Genomic DNA, 15,439 nt, shown 5'->3' with positions numbered 1-15,439 from the left:
ATGTGGTGTGATGATCTGATTTGCACTGTCCACAGATCTCCGTCCGGTTCGCCGAATGTCCGAGGCATCGGGTTGCATGGACGCATGACCCACGCAGACCGTCCGGAAGACCGGGCCGCGCTCCGCACCACCGCCGACGCCGTACTCGCCCGACTCGTCGGAGATCCGACCGGTACGGCGAGACTGCGCGAGGACCAGTGGCGCGCCATCGAGGCCCTGGTCGCCGACCACCGCCGGGCACTCGTGGTCCAGCGGACCGGCTGGGGCAAGTCCGCCGTGTACTTCGTGGCGACCTCCCTGCTCCGCGAGCGCGGCAGCGGGCCGACGGTGATCGTGTCGCCGCTGCTCGCGCTCATGCGCAACCAGGTCGACGCGGCGGCGCGGGCGGGCATCCGGGCGCGCACGATCAACTCGTCGAACTCGGAGGAGTGGGAGAGCGTTCACGAGGAGGTCGCCGCCGGCGAGGTCGACGTCCTGCTCGTCTCCCCGGAGCGGCTGAACAATCCGGACTTCCGCGATCAGGTCCTGCCGCGGCTCGCGGCCGCCACGGGGCTGCTCGTGGTCGACGAAGCGCACTGCATCTCCGACTGGGGACACGACTTCCGGCCGGACTACCGACGGCTGCGGACCATGCTGGCCGACCTGCCGGCCGGAGTCCCGGTGCTCGCCACCACCGCGACGGCCAACGCCCGGGTGACCGCGGACGTCGCCGAGCAGCTCGGCACCGGCGCGGGCACCGACGCCCTGGTCCTGCGCGGCCCGCTGGACCGCGAGTCCCTCAGCCTCGGTGTGGTCACGCTGCCCGACGCCGCCCACCGCCTGGCGTGGCTCGCCGACCACCTCCACGAGCTGCCCGGCTCCGGCATCGTCTACACGCTGACCGTCGCGGCCGCCGAGGAGGTCACCGCCTACCTCCGCCAGTGCGGTCACGCGGTCGCCTCGTACACGGGACGCACGGAGAACGCGGACCGACAGCAGGCCGAGGACGACCTGCTCGCGAACCGGGTGAAGGCGCTGGTGGCGACCTCGGCGCTCGGCATGGGCTTCGACAAGCCGGATCTCGGCTTCGTCGTGCACCTCGGCTCGCCGTCCTCCCCCATCGCCTACTACCAGCAGGTCGGCCGCGCCGGGCGCGGGGTGGAGCACGCCGAGGTGCTGCTGCTGCCGGGCAAGGAGGACGAGGCGATCTGGCGCTACTTCGCCTCCGTCGCCTTCCCTCCGGAGGAGCAGGTGCGCCGGACACTCGACGTGCTCGCCGGTGCGGGCAGGCCGATGTCGCTGCCCGCGCTGGAGCCGCTGGTCGAGCTCCGCCGGACCCGGCTGGAGACGATGCTCAAGGTTCTCGACGTGGACGGGGCCGTGCGACGGGTCAAGGGCGGCTGGGAGAGCACCGGACAGGCGTGGGTGTACGACACCGAGCGGTACGCCTGGGTGGCCCGGCAGCGGTCGGCCGAGCAGCAGGCGATGCGCGAGTACGCCACCACGACCGGATGCCGGATGGAGTTCCTGCGGCGCCGGCTGGACGACGAGGAGGCCGCTCCCTGCGGTCGCTGCGACAACTGCGCGGGCCCTCGCTTCGACCCGAAGGTGACGGAGGCGGCCCTGGACGCGGCCCGTGGCGAGCTGGGTCGTCCGGGTGTAGAGGTGGAGCCCCGCCGGATGTGGCCGACCGGTCTCGCCGCCGCCGGCGTCGACCTGAAGGGCCGGATCCCTGCCGGTGAGCAGGCCTTCGCCGGCCGCGCCCTAGGACGGCTCTCGGACATCGGCTGGGGCAACCGGCTCCGCCCCCTGCTGGCCGACGCGGCGCCGGACGGACCGGTGCCGGACGACGTGGTGCAGGCGGTGGTCCAGGTCCTCGCCGACTGGGCGAAGGGGCCCGGTGGTTGGGCGTCCGGCGCTCCCGACGCCCCACCCCGTCCGGCCGGCGTGGTCACCGTGGCCTCGCGGCGACGGCCGGCCCTGGTCGGCTCGCTCGGCGCGCGGATCGCCGAGATCGGCCGGATGCCGCTCCTCGGATCGGTGGAGTACGTGCCCGAGGCCGAGGAGGTGCACCTGTCCCGTACCAACAGCGCGCAGCGCGTGATCGGGCTGCACCGGGCCCTGGAGGTTCCGCCCGGGCTCGCGGAGCGGGTGGCCTCGGCGGGCGGTCCGGTGCTCCTGGTGGACGACCTGTCCGACACGGGCTGGACCCTGTCCGTGGCCGCGCGGCTGCTGCGCCGCTCCGGGGCGGAAGGAGTCTTTCCGCTGGTGCTCGCCGTCCAAGGTTGAGACTGGCTGGGAAACGGCGAGTGAATACTGGGTAACTGGGCAGGGATATCAGTGGCATAACGGTTCATTACCGTCAGCCGCCTCAATTGCTCGTTGCCGCCCCCGCTCGGGCCACGCCAGAATTGGGGAACCGCCCCACACGGCTCGAAGCGGTCCGGAAGGACTGTGCCGTGCTGCGCCCTCACCCGACCTTGCCCGCCTTGCGGGCGCGTATCCGAAGGGAGGACCGTGACCCTCGGATTCGCTCCGTCCACCGCCTCGCTCGGCTCGAACACCGCCTCAGCGAGCCGGCTCGCCCGGATGCTGGAGCCCGCCGACTGGGCCGCGGCCGGAATTCCCTTGCTGCGCAGTCCGCGTGAGGTCGTGAGCGGGCTGCACTCCCGCCATCGTCCGCTGCCCACGACCGCGGTCGTGGCGGTGCTCGACCACGAGGAACGGCTCACCGCGAGCGCCTCGTTCGTGCGCCGCCCGGGCCCCGCCGATGGATGGGAGTTCCGGAACGCGCTCCTCGCCCATCTGCGGCGTGTGGTTCCGCACGACCTGCGGCGCCGCGCCCCCGTCCGGACCGCGGTACTCGTGTACTGCCGCGACGGCGACGAGCGCTGGACCGAGGACGACGGGGCCTGGATGTGGGGACTCCGCGACGCCTGCACGCTGCACGGCCTGCGATGCGGCGCCTACATCACCCTGACCAAGGCCGGCTGGCAGGTCTTCGGCGAGGGCCGGGGCGGCCGCCGGCCGAGCTCGGACTCCACGCCGCTGGCGCTCGGCGAGCCGACCGGCGAGATCGGCCACCTCGCCCCGAGGACGGCGGGCGGGGCGGCCGAGCCCCTGCGCAGGGCCGCGGCACGCTGAACCGTCCGGCCGCTCCGTCGGGCCGTGGCCGGTCCGACGGAGACACGACCGGTCAGACCCCGGCGCCGAGCAGCGCGCCGGCGCGCTGCGGGTCGCCACAGACCACGAGCAGGGTGCCCGCGCGGGACAGCGCGACCGGGAGGGCGCGCGCGGCGACCTCGTCGTCCCCGCCGTTGACGGCGACGATCACCACGGGTCGGTCGGCGACGCGGTCCACCGAGGAGGCGTCCGCGAAGAACACGTCCTCGGCGGTGTCCTGCTGGGCCCAGTAGGCGGCTTCGCCGAAGGACAGCTCGTGCGTGGCCCACGGGTGGCGGTCGCCGGTGGTGAGCACCAGGACCTCACCGGGAGCACGACCGCTGTCCAGGAGCAGGTCGAGGGCCTCCTCGGCGGCGTCGAGCGCGCCGTCGGCGGGGGCCGGGATGAACTGGAGCTGGGGGTTGCCGTCGCCGGAACGATTCTCCGGACGGCTCTCGGGCGCGGGCGGACCGGGAACGGGCCGCTGGGCCGACGGGCCGGGGCGGGCCGGACCGGGACCCGGACGTCCGGGTCGCGGGGAGGCCGCCGAACGCGGACCGGGTACGGGACGAGGGGTCGACGCGGGGCGGCCGGCGGCCGCGGTCGCGCTGGGACCCTGGGCGCTCTCGTGAATCTGAGGCTCCTCGGGAGGGAGAGGCATGGGTGGATGTCTATCAAATGCCGTTTCGGACGGCACCGTCGGGTGGGCACACGGGTGTGCCCCCGGTCCGGCGGGGCCTCGTCGGTGAGGTCCCGCGGCCGGAAGATCAGAAGTCGAAGCCGAGTTGGCCCCCGCTCTCCAGAGCGGCCGCCTCGGCGGAGAGGCGGACCTTCTTGAGATGACGCCATCGGGGCATGGCGTCCAGGTAGGACCAGGAGAGCCGGTGGTACGGGGTGGGCCCCAGCTCTTCGAGGGCGGCCTTGTGGACGGGCGAAGGGTAGCCCGCGTTGGCCGCGAAGCCGAAGCCGGAGCAGTCGGGTCCGGTCTCCAGCTCGGCCATCATCGCGTCCCGCCGCACTTTCGCGATCACGGAGGCCGCGGCGACGGCGATGCAGGACTGGTCGCCCTTGATCACCGTGCGCACCCGCCAGGGGCTGCCCAGGTAGTCGTGCTTGCCGTCGAGGATCACCGCGTCCGGGCGGACCGGGAGCCCGTCGAGAGCCCGGACGGCCGCGAGGCGCAGGGCCGCGGTCATCCCGAGCTCGTCGATCTCCTGCGGGGACGACTCGCCGAGCGCGTAGGCGGTGACCCAGCGCTCCAGCTCGGCGGCGAGCGCGGTGCGCCGCTTCGGGGTGATCAGCTTGGAGTCGGTCAGTCCCTCGGGGGGACGGCGCAGGCCGGTGACGGCCGCACACACGGTGACGGGCCCGGCCCATGCCCCGCGTCCGACCTCGTCGACCCCGGCAACGATCTTGGCGCCGGTGGTGGCTCGGAGTGACCGCTCGACGGTGTGAGTAGGGGGTTCGTACGGCATGGCGCCTGACAGGTTACGCCGCCGGGTACCGCGTGCGGTACCCGGATTCCCGTCAGGCGCTTCACTCCCGCGCCGCGAGCCGGTCCGGACCGTTCCCGGGCATGCCGGCGGCATCGTGATCCGGCCGGTGTCATCGGCCGGATCGGGTTCGTCCCCTTCGCTCTCGCACACTCCGTGGCGGTAGGTCGTGACCGCCGGAAGGAAGTCGAGGACGAGGTCGTCGAGGGGGCTCAGGGGCGCGACTCTCCCCCGCTTCTCCTCGCGCCTACCAGGGCCCCGAAGAGCCCCTCCGGAGTACCGGGCGGCACTCGCATCGATCAGGGCGGGGACAGCCTCCGGGGGCTTCTCCGTCGCACTCGTGAAGCAGCGGAACTCTGCGCTGGGCCGAAGGGTGAGGACATCAGGTCGCGGACGCGGACGCGGAGCCCGCACAGCTCGTCACGATTGCCGCCGGGTTCGAGATGCCTCGCCGGAACGTTGATTTCCGGCCCGGGCGTCGGCGGCACAGTGTGGTTGCCCGGCTCCGGCGGGGCCGGGCAACCGCCTGTTCAGCCGGTGGGCGAGTCCTGCGCCACCCAGGCGGGCAGGGTCTCGGTCCGGTCCAGCCAGTCGGCCGGGGGCGTGCCCGCGGCCGAGGAGGCCACGACGCCGCCGGCGATGGCGCAGGTCGTGTCGACGTCCCCGCCGACCTGGGCGGTTGTCCAGAACGTCGTCTCGAAGTCGCCCAGGCCGCGGGCCGCCGACCAGAGGGCGAACGGGACCGTGTCGTGGGCGCTGGTCCGCCGGCCGCTGCCGAGCACCGCCGCGACGGTGCCGGCGTCGCCGTAGTCCAGCATGTCGCGGGCCCGGCGCAGCCCCGCGCCGACCGCGCTGCGCGGGACCAGCGCGATGACCCCGTCGAGGAGCGCCTCGGGGGTGGGCGGGCCCGCCGGGGCGGCGGCGAGGGCGGCGGCCGCGGCGACGGCCATGGCCCCGACGACGGCCTCGCGGTGCTGGTGGGTGGGGTAGGCGGAGATCTCGGCCTGGTGGGTGGCCTGCTCAGGGTCGTCGGCGTACCAGGCGCCGAGCGGGGCGATGCGCATGGCGGCGCCGTTGCCCCAGGAGCCCTGGCCGTTGAAGAGCGCGGCGGACAGCTCGCGCCAGTCGCCGCCCTCCCGGATCAGCCGGAGCATCCGGTTGACGGCGGGGCCGTAGCCCCGGTCGAAGTCGTGGTGTTCGGCGAAGGACGTGGCCAGGGCGTCCTGGTCGATGCGGTCGTGTCGGGCGAGGACGGCGAGAACGGAGCACGCCATCTCCGTGTCGTCGGTCCACTGCCAGGAGCCGGGCGGCAGTTCGCGCCGCTTCAGGAGGGGGTAGTGCGCGGGGACGAAGAACTGGGATCCCAGTGCGTCCCCCACGGCCAGTCCGCGCAGACTGGCGAGGGCGCGGTCGAAGCGCCGGTCGAATGAGGAGTCAGCGGTCATCGGTGCGCCACTCTATCCGGTGGGACCGTACGGTTCCGGGGTACACCAGCGTTCGAACGGGCGGTCCAGGCGATAGCGTCCGTCGTCGGCGAGCAGCAGGACCCGGGTCTCGGCGTTGCCCGGGTTCGACAGCGATTCGAATTCGGCCACGCTCCAGTGGAACCACCTCATGCAGAAGAGCCGCATCGTCAGACCGTGCGTGACCAGCAGGACGTTCGGTGGGTGGTCGGGGGCTTCGAAGCTGCGGTGGAGACTCTCCAGGAACGCTCCGACGCGGTCGTACACGTCGGCTCCCGACTCCCCCTGCGCGAAGCGGTAGAAGAAGTGTCCGTACGCGTCGCGGTAGACCTTCTGGAGGCGGACGTCCTCTCGGTCCTGCCAGTTGCCCCAGTCCTGCTCTCGCAGTCGGGGCTCCTCCCGGATCCTGAGCTGTCCGGGCGGCAGCCGGAAGGCCTGCAGGGTCTCGTGGGTGCGGCGGTAGGGGGAGACGTACACGCTGACGGACTCGTCCCCGAAGAGTTCCCTGAGCCGCTCCCCCGTCTCCTCCGCCTGGCGCCGGCCGGCGCCGGTGAGCCGGAGGGCGTGGTCGGGCTCCCGTTCGTAGACGGTGTCGTCGACATTGCCTTCGGACTCTCCGTGCCGTACGAGAACGATGCGCCGCGGTCGTGCCATGCTCCGACCTTAGAGGGAGCCGCCCCGTTCGGCTCAGTCGAGAAGGCGGCCGGAGTCCATCCGGCGTATTCGTCCGGTGAACCTGCGCCTCAGCGCACGGTCGTGCGAGACGATCACCAGCGCGCCCGGCCAGTCCTCCAGGGCCTGTTCCAGCTCCTCGACGAGGCCGAGGGCGAGGTGGTTGGCGGGTTCATCGAGAAGCAGCAGGTCGGCGGGGCGGGCGAGCATCCGGGCGAGCGCGAGCCGGCGGAGCTGTCCGGCCGAGAGGCCACCGACGGGCACGGTGAGGTCGGCCGGCCGGAACAGGCCGTACGACAGGAGCCGTTCAGCCAGCCCGTCCTCGTCGAGCCCGAGCCCCAGTCCGTGGCCGAAGGCCGCGAGCAGCGGCTCGGCCGGCCTGCGCACGGTGACCTCCTGGGCCAGGAAACCGGTCCGGCCCCGCCGCCTCACCTCGCCTCGGTCGGGTTCCAGGTCGCCCGCCATGACGCGGAGCAGCGTGGACTTGCCCGCGCCGTTGCCCCCGTTGACGAGAAGCCGGTCGCCCGCCGTGAGTGCGAGGGCGTCGACGGCGAGGCGGTTCCCGATCCGTACCCCGTCGAGGGCGATCAGTTCGCCCTCGACGGCACCGGCGTCGGGCCGGGCGGCGAAGGCGAGCGGCGGGGCCGGCTCGCTCACCGGCTCCTCCCGGAGCCGTCGCAGTCTCTCCCGCGCGTTGCGGACCCGGCCGGAGACCGATGACTGGACTCGGCCGCCGGCCCGGTCGTAGGCCATCTTGTTGTTGTCCTTCCTGTCCCGGCCGACCGCCACGGCGTGGGCCGTGCCCTCCGCGTACGCCTCCAGGCGCTCCGTCTCGGCCTGCCACTCCTCGAACTCCTGCTGCCGCCGTCGGCGTGCGGTTTCCCTGGCGGTACGGAAGCCCGCGTAGCCGTCGCCGTGGCGCACGAGATCCCTGCGGTCGGTGTCGAGCTCGACGAGGGCGGTGGTGAAGCCCTCCAGGAAGACGCGGTCGTGGGAGACGGCGACGACCGTTCCCCGGTGGCCGCGGAGGGACTCCTCCAGCCAGTCGAGCGCGGAGGAGTCGAGGTGATTGGTGGGTTCGTCGAGCAGGAGCACCTCGGGGGCGGCGGCGACGGCGGCGGCGATCCCGAGGCGGGCCTGCTCCCCTCCGGAGAGGGTGTCGAGCCGGCGGTCCCTGGGGATCTGTCCGATCCCCAGGGCGTGGAACGCCTTGTCGACACGTGCGTCGGCCTCGTACCCGCCACGGAGTTCGTACGCGGTGAGCAGCTCCCCGTACTCGGCGAGGTCGTCGGCGGCTCCGCCGTCCAGGCGGGCTTCGAGCGTGCGCAGCCGTTCCTCCATGGCCCGGAAGTCGGCCAGGGCCGTGTCGACGGCGTCGGCGACCGTGCTGTCGGGAGGCAGCTCGGGGGTCTGGCGGAGGAGTCGCATGCCGTCCTCGGTCCGGGTGGCGACCCGGCCTTCGTCCGGTGCGATCGCACCGGCCAGGAGATGGAGGAGCGTGGACTTGCCCGCGCCGTTCTCGCCCACGATTCCGACCCGCTCGCCGGGGCGGACGGAGAGGGAGACGCGGTCGAGGAGTATCCGCTCCCCTCGGGAGACGGTCACGTCATGGAGCGAGATCTGTGCGGGCATGGCACCTCCAGGCGACGACATCAAACACAACTCTTGTTGCATTAATTTCGAGTGTGGCACACTCGGAGTCACTAACGCAACGGGAGTAGCAATTGAATGATTCGACCGAGGATCCCGGCGCACCCGCCCCCGGCAGCCGGCGCCCCGGCGGCCGCACCGCCCGCACCCGGGCCGCCGTGCGCGACGCCGTCCTGACCGGCCTGGCCGAGCAGGGGTACCCGTCCCTGACGGTGGAGTACGTGGCGGAGCACTCCGGCGTGCACAAGACGACGCTGTACCGGCGCTGGGGCGGCGTGGAGGGCATGGTGGCCGACGCGCTCGCCCTCGCCGGCGAGGACGCCTGGGCCCCGCCGGACACCGGCCGCCTCGCCGACGACCTGCGCGCCCTGGCACGCGAGGTCGTCGAGGGATTCGGGGACCCGGCAAGGGCCGCCGCGCCCACCGCCTTCGTCGGCGCGGCATTCCAGTCGCCGCGCGCCGCCGACGCCCTGCACTCCTTCTACGCGGAGCGGTTCCGTCGCTGCGAGGAGGTCGTGGCCCGCGCGGTCGACCGGGGCGAGGCACCCGCCTCGACGGACGCCGGCGCGGTGGTCCGCGCGGTCTCGGCCCCCCTCTTCCTCCGCCTGTTCATCACTCGCGAACCCGTCGACGGGGAGCTGGCCGACCAGGCTGCGGACGCGGCCCTGGCAGCCGTGGAGGCAGGGATCTTCAGCCGGAGAGCACCGGCGCCGCCCGACCGTCCCTCCGAAGCGGTCCCGGCCGCGGACTGAGGCTTCAGACGGTCCAGGTGGGTTCGAGCCGCACCACGTCACCCGAGAGCGCGGCCACGTCCGCCTCGGTCTGCGCCCGCAGGCCGAGGCGCTCCACCCGCTCCTCGCGGTACTTGCCGTGCTCCGCGGCGGAGTTCCAGAGGGACAGCACCAGGAACTCGTGGCCCTGCGCCTCGCCGAACAGCCCGCGCAGCATGCCCGGGGAACCGGCCATCGCCGGATTCCACACCTTCTCCTGCATCAGCGCGAAGTGCTCCACCCGCTCCTCGTGGACACGACAGTGCGCCACCCGCGCCACGTCCGCGTCGGAGAACTTCGGCTCGAAACCGGTCTTCACATCAAAGCGGTGATCGAAGAGCTTGACCTGCGCGTCCTTGTACGTGCCGGACTGCGCGGCGGCCAGCCGGTCGTGCGACCGCGCCATGAAGGAGTCGTAGAAGGCGCGGCTCTCCCAGAACGAGAAGACGTGCGCGACCTCCGGACGGGCCCGGCTCCAACCGCCGCCCTGCCCCCGGAAACCCGGCTCCCCGAGCAGCCCTGCCCACTTCCGCTGCCCCCGCTCGAACCCTCGACGGTCCACGACGGCACAGCGAATCCACTTGACCAGCACCGCGCCATCGTACGGGCCCGGAGAGCGCCCCGGCAGACCGTCACCGCAGCCGGGACACCGACATGAGATCCCGTCAGACACCCGTTCCATTCGCGCCAGTCAGGAGTCGAGATCCGGCACGACCTCGCCCCGGCACCGCACTCGGCGGGCGGCCGGCGCCCAACTGTCGTACGTGCGTGACACCATGAAGTGGGGCCCGGGGCGACGGGTCCCCGTGGGGAGACGGGGAAAGGGGAGACACCGTGAGCGGACTCAACAAGGGCGTCGGCAAGGTCGAGGTGGCGCTCAAGTGGGATCCGGCGCCGACAGGCGAGCCGGCGCACGACCTCGACATCGTCGCCGCCGTCTTCACCGCCGACGACCTCCACGGCACCCCCGCCCAGCTCGTCCACTTCGGCAGCCGCTCCCCCGACGGGACGATCACCCTCCACCGCGACAGCCGTACGGGACAAGGCTTCGGCTACGACGAGGCGATGACGCTCGAACTGGACCGGCTGGCCGAGCGGTACGTGCGCGTGGTGGTCGGTGTGGCGATACAGCAGGGCGGCGGCCGCGTGGTCTTCGGCCGAATCCCCCAGACATCCGTCCGCGTCAGCCAGGGCTACACGGAACTCCTCACGGACGACTTCACCGACGCGGCGGACGCCACGGCGGCGACCGTCGTCGAGTTCGTCCGCGACGCCTCGGGCTGGACCCTCCGCCCCCTGCGGCGGGCCTTCGACGCGGACCCCGCGACCTTCGGCGCCCTCATGGGCTCCCCCGCCGCCTGACGCACCACGAGCGGGGGCGCACGACGAAGGGGACCGACCATGACGGTCGATCCCCTTCGCCTCAGCCCATGATCAGCTGCAGCCGCTGGTGGAGCCGCAGCCCTCGCAGATGTAGCAGGAGCCGGCCCGCTGCATCTTCGTACCGCAGGAGAAGCAGAGCGGGGCGTCGGCGCTGATGCCGAGCTGCATCTCCACGAGCTCGGCGGAGGTGTGCGCCTGCTTCGGAGCCGGGACCTCGACCTTCACCGCGGGAGCGGCGACGGCCTTCAGCTCCTGGGTGCGCGGAGCGGACTGGGCCAGGCCCTCGACGTCCAGGTCGACATCGTCGACGGACTGCTCGTACGAGCCCGTCTCCAGGTGACGCTGGCGCTCCTCGGCGGAGTGGATGCCGAGGGCGGAGCGGGTCTCGAAGGGCAGGAAGTCCAGCGCCAGGCGGCGGAAGATGTAGTCGACGATCGACTGCGCCATCCGCACGTCCGGGTCGTCGGTCATGCCGGCCGGCTCGAAGCGCATGTTGGTGAACTTCGAGACGTACGTCTCCAGCGGGACGCCGTACTGCAGACCCACGGAGACCGCGATGGAGAAGGCGTCCATCATGCCGGCGAGGGTCGAGCCCTGCTTCGACATCTTCAGGAAGACCTCGCCGAGACCGTCGTCCGGGTAGGAGTTGGCGGTCATGTAGCCCTCGGCGCCACCGACGGTGAAGGAGGTGGTGATCCCCGGACGGCCCTTGGGGAGGCGCTTGCGGACCGGGCGGTACTCGACGACCTTCTCGACGGCCTCGCGGATCGTCGCCTCGGTCTTCGCGGTCACCTCGGCCTTCTCGTCCTCCTTCTTCTTGGCGGAGAGCGGCTGGCCGACCTTGCAGTTGTCGCGGTAGATCGCGAGCGCCTTGACGCCCATCTTCCACGCCTCGAAGTAGACCTCCTCGACGTCCTCGACCGTCGCCGTCTCCGGCAGGTTCACGGTCTTGGAGAGGGCGCCGGAGATCCAGGGCTGGATGGCGGCCATCATGCGGACGTGGCCCATCGCGGAGATGGAGCGCTCGCCCATGGCGCAGTCGAAGACCTCGTAGTGCTCGGTCTTGAGACCGGGGGCGTCGATCACATTGCCGTGCTCGGCGATGTGGGCGACGATCGCCTCGATCTGCTCCTCCTGGTAGCCCAGGCGGCGCAGGGCCTGCGGGACGGTGCCGTTGACGATCTGCATCGAACCGCCGCCGACGAGCTTCTTGAACTTGACCAGGGCGAGGTCGGGCTCGAGGCCGGTGGTGTCGCAGGACATCGCGAGACCGATGGTGCCGGTCGGGGCGATGACCGAGGCCTGGGCGTTGCGGAAGCCGTTCTTGGCGCCGAGGCGGATCACGTCCTGCCACGCCTCCGTGGCGGCGGCCCAGATCGGCGAGTCGAGGTCGTCCACGCGGACGGCCACGTCGTTGGCGTCGGCGTGCTGCTTCATGACGCGCTGGTGCGGCTCCGCGTTGCGGGCGTAGCCGTCGTAGGCGCCGACGACCGCGGCAAGCTCGGCGGAGCGCTTGTACGAGGTGCCGGTCATCAGGGAGGAGATGGCGCCGGCGAGGGCGCGGCCGCCGTCGGAGTCGTACGCGTGGCCGGTCGCCATCAGCAGGGCGCCGAGGTTGGCGTAGCCGATGCCGAGCTGGCGGAAGGCGCGGGTGTTCTCGCCGATCTTCTGCGTCGGGAAGTCGGCGAAGCAGATGGAGATGTCCATCGCGGTGATGACGAGCTCGACGACCTTGGCGAAGCGCTCGACCTCGAAGGACTGGTTGCCCTTGCCGTCGTCCTTGAGGAACTTCATGAGGTTCAGCGAGGCGAGATTGCAGGACGTGTTGTCCAGGTGCATGTACTCGCTGCACGGGTTCGAGCCGTTGATGCGGCCGGACTCGGGGCAGGTGTGCCAGCGGTTGATCGTGTCGTCGTACTGGATGCCCGGGTCGGCGCAGGCCCACGCGGCCTCGGCCATCTTGCGGAAGAGCGACTTGGCGTCGACCTTCTCGATGACCTCGCCGGTCATGCGGGCGCGCAGACCGAACGTACCGCCGGTCTCCACGGCCTTCATGAACTCGTCGTTCACACGGACGGAGTTGTTGGCGTTCTGGTACTGGACGGACGTGATGTCGTCGCCGCCCAGGTCCATGTCGAAGCCCGCGTCGCGGAGGGCGCGGATCTTCTCCTCCTCCTTGACCTTGGTCTCGATGAAGTTCTCGATGTCGGGGTGGTCGACGTCGAGGATGACCATCTTGGCGGCGCGGCGGGTGGCGCCACCGGACTTGATCGTTCCCGCGGAGGCGTCGGCACCGCGCATGAAGGAGACCGGGCCGGAGGCGTTGCCGCCGGAGGAGAGCAGCTCCTTGGAGGAGCGGATGCGGGACAGGTTCAGGCCGGCGCCGGAACCGCCCTTGAAGATCATGCCCTCTTCCTTGTACCAGTCGAGGATCGACTCCATGGAGTCGTCGACGGACAGGATGAAGCAGGCGGAGACCTGCTGGGGCTGCGGCGTGCCGACGTTGAACCAGACCGGCGAGTTGAAGCTGAAGATCTGGTGCAGGAGGGCGTAGGTGAGCTCGTGCTCGAAGATCTCCGCGTCGGCGGGCGAGACGAAGTAGCCGTAGTCCTCGCCGGCCTTCGTGTAGGTCTTCACGATGCGGTCGATGAGCTGCTTCAGACCGGTCTCGCGCTGCGGGGTGCCGACAGCCCCGCGGAAGTACTTGCTGGTGACGATGTTGACCGCGTTCACCGACCAGAAGTCGGGGAACTCGACGCCGCGCTGCTCGAAGTTGACCGAGCCGTCGCGCCAGTTGGTCATGACGACGTCACGGCGCTCCCAGTTCACCTCGTCGTACGGATGCACGCCGGGGGTGGTGTGGATGCGCTCGATCCGCAGACCCTTGCTCGCCGCCTTGGCTCCCTTGGTGCGGGAACCACGTGCCGGGCCGCTCGCCGTCTCTGTCATGCCGCCTCCCATATACGGGCAAAACACCCTTTGACGCCCAGATAATCCCAGAGCGCCGCTTCTGTACTACGTTCTGTACTGCTTGACCCACGGGCAGCACGAAGTCGCCCGGGGCAGGTCTTCACGGCCGCACGGCGGCCGGTCGCCGGGCCACGCGGGCCCGGGGCGCCGTCAGTCGGCGGCGCCGGCGGGAACGGGCACCTCAGGGGTACCGGTCCCGCCGTCCTCAGCGGGAGGCCGCACGCGGAGTTCCGCGATGGCGGCCTCGAAGTCTTCGAGCCCCTCGAACGCCTTGTAGACGGAGGCGAAGCGCAGGTACGCGACGAGGTCGAGCTCCTGCAGCGGCCCGAGGATGGCCAGACCCACGTCATGGGTGGTCAGCTCGGCACTGCCGGTGGCGCGCACCGCCTCCTCGACCCGCTGGCCGAGCTTGGCCAGGGCGTCCTCGGTGACCGGCCGGCCCTGGCACGCCTTGCGGACGCCGGAGATGACCTTGGTGCGGCTGAAGGGCTCGGTGACGCCGGAGCGCTTGACCACCATCAGCGAACAGGTCTCCACCGTGGTGAAACGGCGGGCGCAGTCCGTGCACTGCCGGCGACGTCGGATCGACGTGCCGTCATCGGTGGTGCGGCTGTCCACGACCCGGCTGTCGGGGTGCCTGCAGAAGGGGCAGTGCATTGGTTACGACCCTCTTCCTCACGGCACGACTGAACAGCCTCGCGTGGCCCGTCAAGGCCCTCGAAGCGACCACCAGCATAGGCGATGGACAGTGGCTCGGCAGACCGGGGACCACTATCCCTGGGTGGCCGATGCCATCCAACCACTAGATCTTGGGTTGGGCCCGTTGCGACACCCCCGCGTGTCGCGAGGCCCCCGGAGCCGCGTCCACGCTCCTCGAATGGGAGACTGGGAGGGCGCGCCGGAGCCGGAGAACCCAGCGGCGAAGGCTACCGTAGGGGCGGCACCGGACTCCGGGCACCCACCCCCATACACCCCCACTCGCACACGCGTAAGGCAATCTGCGGATTTTCACTCGAACGTGTGTTTGGCGCAACCTTTCGAAAGCTACTACCGTTGTGCCAGCCAGGGAGACCATTCGAGAGGGGCCGACGACGTGACCACCACCGCAGACAGCGCCACCATCACCGCCCAGGACCGCTCCCAGGGCCGACTCGAGCCGGTGCACGCCATGAACGACACAGCCATGAACGGCGAGGAGCCCGGGCGCCCCGCCCGAGCCCTTCCCGGGAGGCCGCCAGGCATCAGGGCCGACAGCTCCGGTCTCACCGACCGCCAGCGCCGGGTCATCGAAGTCATCCGCGACTCGGTCCAGCGGCGCGGCTACCCGCCGTCGATGCGCGAGATCGGTCAGGCGGTGGGCCTTTCCAGCACGTCGTCGGTGGCGCACCAGCTGATGGCCCTGGAGCGCAAGGGCTTCCTCCGCCGCGACCCGCACCGCCCCCGGGCGTACGAGGTCCGCGGCTCGGACCAGCCCAGCACCCAGCCGACCGACACCACCGGCAAGCCCGCCGCGTCGTACGTGCCGCTGGTCGGCCGGATCGCGGCCGGCGGCCCCATCCTGGCCGAGGAGTCCGTCGAGGACGTCTTCCCCCTCCCCCGGCAGCTGGTCGGCGACGGAGAGCTCTTCGTCCTCAAGGTCGTCGGCGACTCCATGATCGAGGCCGCCATCTGTGACGGCGACTGGGTCACGGTCCGCCGCCAGCCCGTCGCGGAGAACGGGGACATCGTCGCCGCCATGCTCGACGGCGAGGCGACGGTGAAGCGCTTCAAGCGCGAGGACGGCCACGTCTGGCTGCTCCCGCACAACGCCGCCTACCAGCCCATCCCCGGTGACGAGGCCACCATCCTCGGCAAGGTGGTCGCCGTACTGCGGCGGGTGTGACCTCACCCCGCCGGC

13 protein-coding genes are annotated in these 15,439 nt (G+C 71.6%); 5 read left to right on the top strand and 8 right to left on the bottom strand.

Translation table 11 applies throughout. The features are described from left to right. Nucleotides 1–84: 84 nt before the first annotated feature. Both ACFYT9_RS12610 and ACFYT9_RS12605 read left to right on the top strand, forming a co-directional pair. Complete coding sequence (locus ACFYT9_RS12610; protein ID WP_376599734.1) at nucleotides 85–2,268, top strand: RecQ family ATP-dependent DNA helicase; 2,184 nt, start codon at nucleotides 85–87, stop codon at nucleotides 2,266–2,268. Nucleotides 2,269–2,496: 228 nt separating this feature from the next. Further along, nucleotides 2,497–3,123, top strand: a complete 627-nt coding sequence (locus ACFYT9_RS12605; RefSeq protein ID WP_376599732.1) for a hypothetical protein — start codon at nucleotides 2,497–2,499, stop codon at nucleotides 3,121–3,123. Nucleotides 3,124–3,175: 52 nt separating this feature from the next. Here the strand turns inward: ACFYT9_RS12605 and ACFYT9_RS12600 are convergent, their stop codons facing one another. The 5 genes from ACFYT9_RS12600 to ACFYT9_RS12580 all read right to left on the bottom strand — a co-directional run bounded on the left by ACFYT9_RS12600 (nucleotide 3,176) and on the right by ACFYT9_RS12580 (nucleotide 8,401). Continuing rightward, complete coding sequence (locus ACFYT9_RS12600; RefSeq protein ID WP_389162852.1) at nucleotides 3,176–3,802, bottom strand: hypothetical protein; 627 nt, start codon at nucleotides 3,800–3,802, stop codon at nucleotides 3,176–3,178. A 106-nt stretch (nucleotides 3,803–3,908) separates the two neighbouring features. Next, nucleotides 3,909–4,616 (bottom strand): ribonuclease HII, encoded by a 708-nt coding sequence (locus ACFYT9_RS12595; protein WP_387275057.1) that lies wholly within the window; start codon nucleotides 4,614–4,616, stop codon nucleotides 3,909–3,911. Nucleotides 4,617–5,164: 548 nt separating this feature from the next. Next, nucleotides 5,165–6,079, bottom strand: a complete 915-nt coding sequence (locus ACFYT9_RS12590) for an ADP-ribosylglycohydrolase family protein (protein ID WP_389162850.1) — start codon at nucleotides 6,077–6,079, stop codon at nucleotides 5,165–5,167. Nucleotides 6,080–6,091: 12 nt separating this feature from the next. Then, nucleotides 6,092–6,751, bottom strand: coding sequence for a histidine phosphatase family protein (locus ACFYT9_RS12585; RefSeq protein WP_389162847.1), 660 nt, complete (start codon nucleotides 6,749–6,751; stop codon nucleotides 6,092–6,094). Between the two features lie 33 nt (nucleotides 6,752–6,784). Then, nucleotides 6,785–8,401 (bottom strand): ABC-F family ATP-binding cassette domain-containing protein, encoded by a 1,617-nt coding sequence (locus ACFYT9_RS12580; RefSeq protein ID WP_389162844.1) that lies wholly within the window; start codon nucleotides 8,399–8,401, stop codon nucleotides 6,785–6,787. Between the two features lie 92 nt (nucleotides 8,402–8,493). Here ACFYT9_RS12580 and ACFYT9_RS12575 point away from each other — a divergent pair, with 92 nt between their 5' ends. Further along, nucleotides 8,494–9,171 carry a TetR/AcrR family transcriptional regulator C-terminal ligand-binding domain-containing protein gene (locus ACFYT9_RS12575; RefSeq protein WP_389162841.1) on the top strand — a complete coding sequence of 226 codons (678 nt, stop codon included), beginning with the start codon at nucleotides 8,494–8,496 and terminating at the stop codon, nucleotides 9,169–9,171. Between the two features lie 4 nt (nucleotides 9,172–9,175). On the opposite strand, the gene ACFYT9_RS12570 is transcribed toward ACFYT9_RS12575, so the two are convergent. Continuing rightward, nucleotides 9,176–9,781, bottom strand: coding sequence for a YdbC family protein (locus ACFYT9_RS12570; protein WP_376602120.1), 606 nt, complete (start codon nucleotides 9,779–9,781; stop codon nucleotides 9,176–9,178). Between the two features lie 242 nt (nucleotides 9,782–10,023). Here ACFYT9_RS12570 and ACFYT9_RS12565 point away from each other — a divergent pair, with 242 nt between their 5' ends. Next, complete coding sequence (locus ACFYT9_RS12565) at nucleotides 10,024–10,551, top strand: TerD family protein (RefSeq protein ID WP_389162839.1); 528 nt, start codon at nucleotides 10,024–10,026, stop codon at nucleotides 10,549–10,551. Between the two features lie 72 nt (nucleotides 10,552–10,623). Here ACFYT9_RS12565 and ACFYT9_RS12560 read toward each other — a convergent pair whose 3' ends face one another. Further along, nucleotides 10,624–13,521 (bottom strand): vitamin B12-dependent ribonucleotide reductase, encoded by a 2,898-nt coding sequence (locus tag ACFYT9_RS12560; protein WP_387275069.1) that lies wholly within the window; start codon nucleotides 13,519–13,521, stop codon nucleotides 10,624–10,626. A 171-nt stretch (nucleotides 13,522–13,692) separates the two neighbouring features. Beyond that, nucleotides 13,693–14,199, bottom strand: coding sequence for a transcriptional regulator NrdR (gene nrdR / locus ACFYT9_RS12555; protein WP_387275071.1), 507 nt, complete (start codon nucleotides 14,197–14,199; stop codon nucleotides 13,693–13,695). Nucleotides 14,200–14,635: 436 nt separating this feature from the next. Between nrdR and lexA the strand changes: the two genes are divergently transcribed. Next, nucleotides 14,636–15,424 carry a transcriptional repressor LexA gene (gene lexA / locus ACFYT9_RS12550; RefSeq protein WP_031010805.1) on the top strand — a complete coding sequence of 263 codons (789 nt, stop codon included), beginning with the start codon at nucleotides 14,636–14,638 and terminating at the stop codon, nucleotides 15,422–15,424. The last annotated feature ends 15 nt before the right edge of the window (nucleotides 15,425–15,439 follow it).

This window comes from Streptomyces sp. NPDC004435 (assembly GCF_042873895.1).
Lineage (GTDB): Bacteria > Actinomycetota > Actinomycetes > Streptomycetales > Streptomycetaceae > Streptomyces.
Note: the sequence above shows the minus strand (reverse complement) of the source record. Positions and strands in the feature narration are given on the sequence as shown.

Coding starts and splice junctions, on each gene's coding strand:
- ACFYT9_RS12610 (WP_376599734.1), top strand. CDS start 85: ATGACCCACGCAGACCGTCCGGAAGACCGGGCCGCGCTCCGCACCACC.
- ACFYT9_RS12600 (WP_389162852.1), bottom strand. CDS start 3,802: ATGCCTCTCCCTCCCGAGGAGCCTCAGATTCACGAGAGCGCCCAGGGT.
- ACFYT9_RS12595 (WP_387275057.1), bottom strand. CDS start 4,616: ATGCCGTACGAACCCCCTACTCACACCGTCGAGCGGTCACTCCGAGCC.
- ACFYT9_RS12590 (WP_389162850.1), bottom strand. CDS start 6,079: ATGACCGCTGACTCCTCATTCGACCGGCGCTTCGACCGCGCCCTCGCC.
- ACFYT9_RS12585 (WP_389162847.1), bottom strand. CDS start 6,751: ATGGCACGACCGCGGCGCATCGTTCTCGTACGGCACGGAGAGTCCGAA.
- ACFYT9_RS12580 (WP_389162844.1), bottom strand. CDS start 8,401: ATGCCCGCACAGATCTCGCTCCATGACGTGACCGTCTCCCGAGGGGAG.
- ACFYT9_RS12560 (WP_387275069.1), bottom strand. CDS start 13,521: ATGACAGAGACGGCGAGCGGCCCGGCACGTGGTTCCCGCACCAAGGGA.
- nrdR (WP_387275071.1), bottom strand. CDS start 14,199: ATGCACTGCCCCTTCTGCAGGCACCCCGACAGCCGGGTCGTGGACAGC.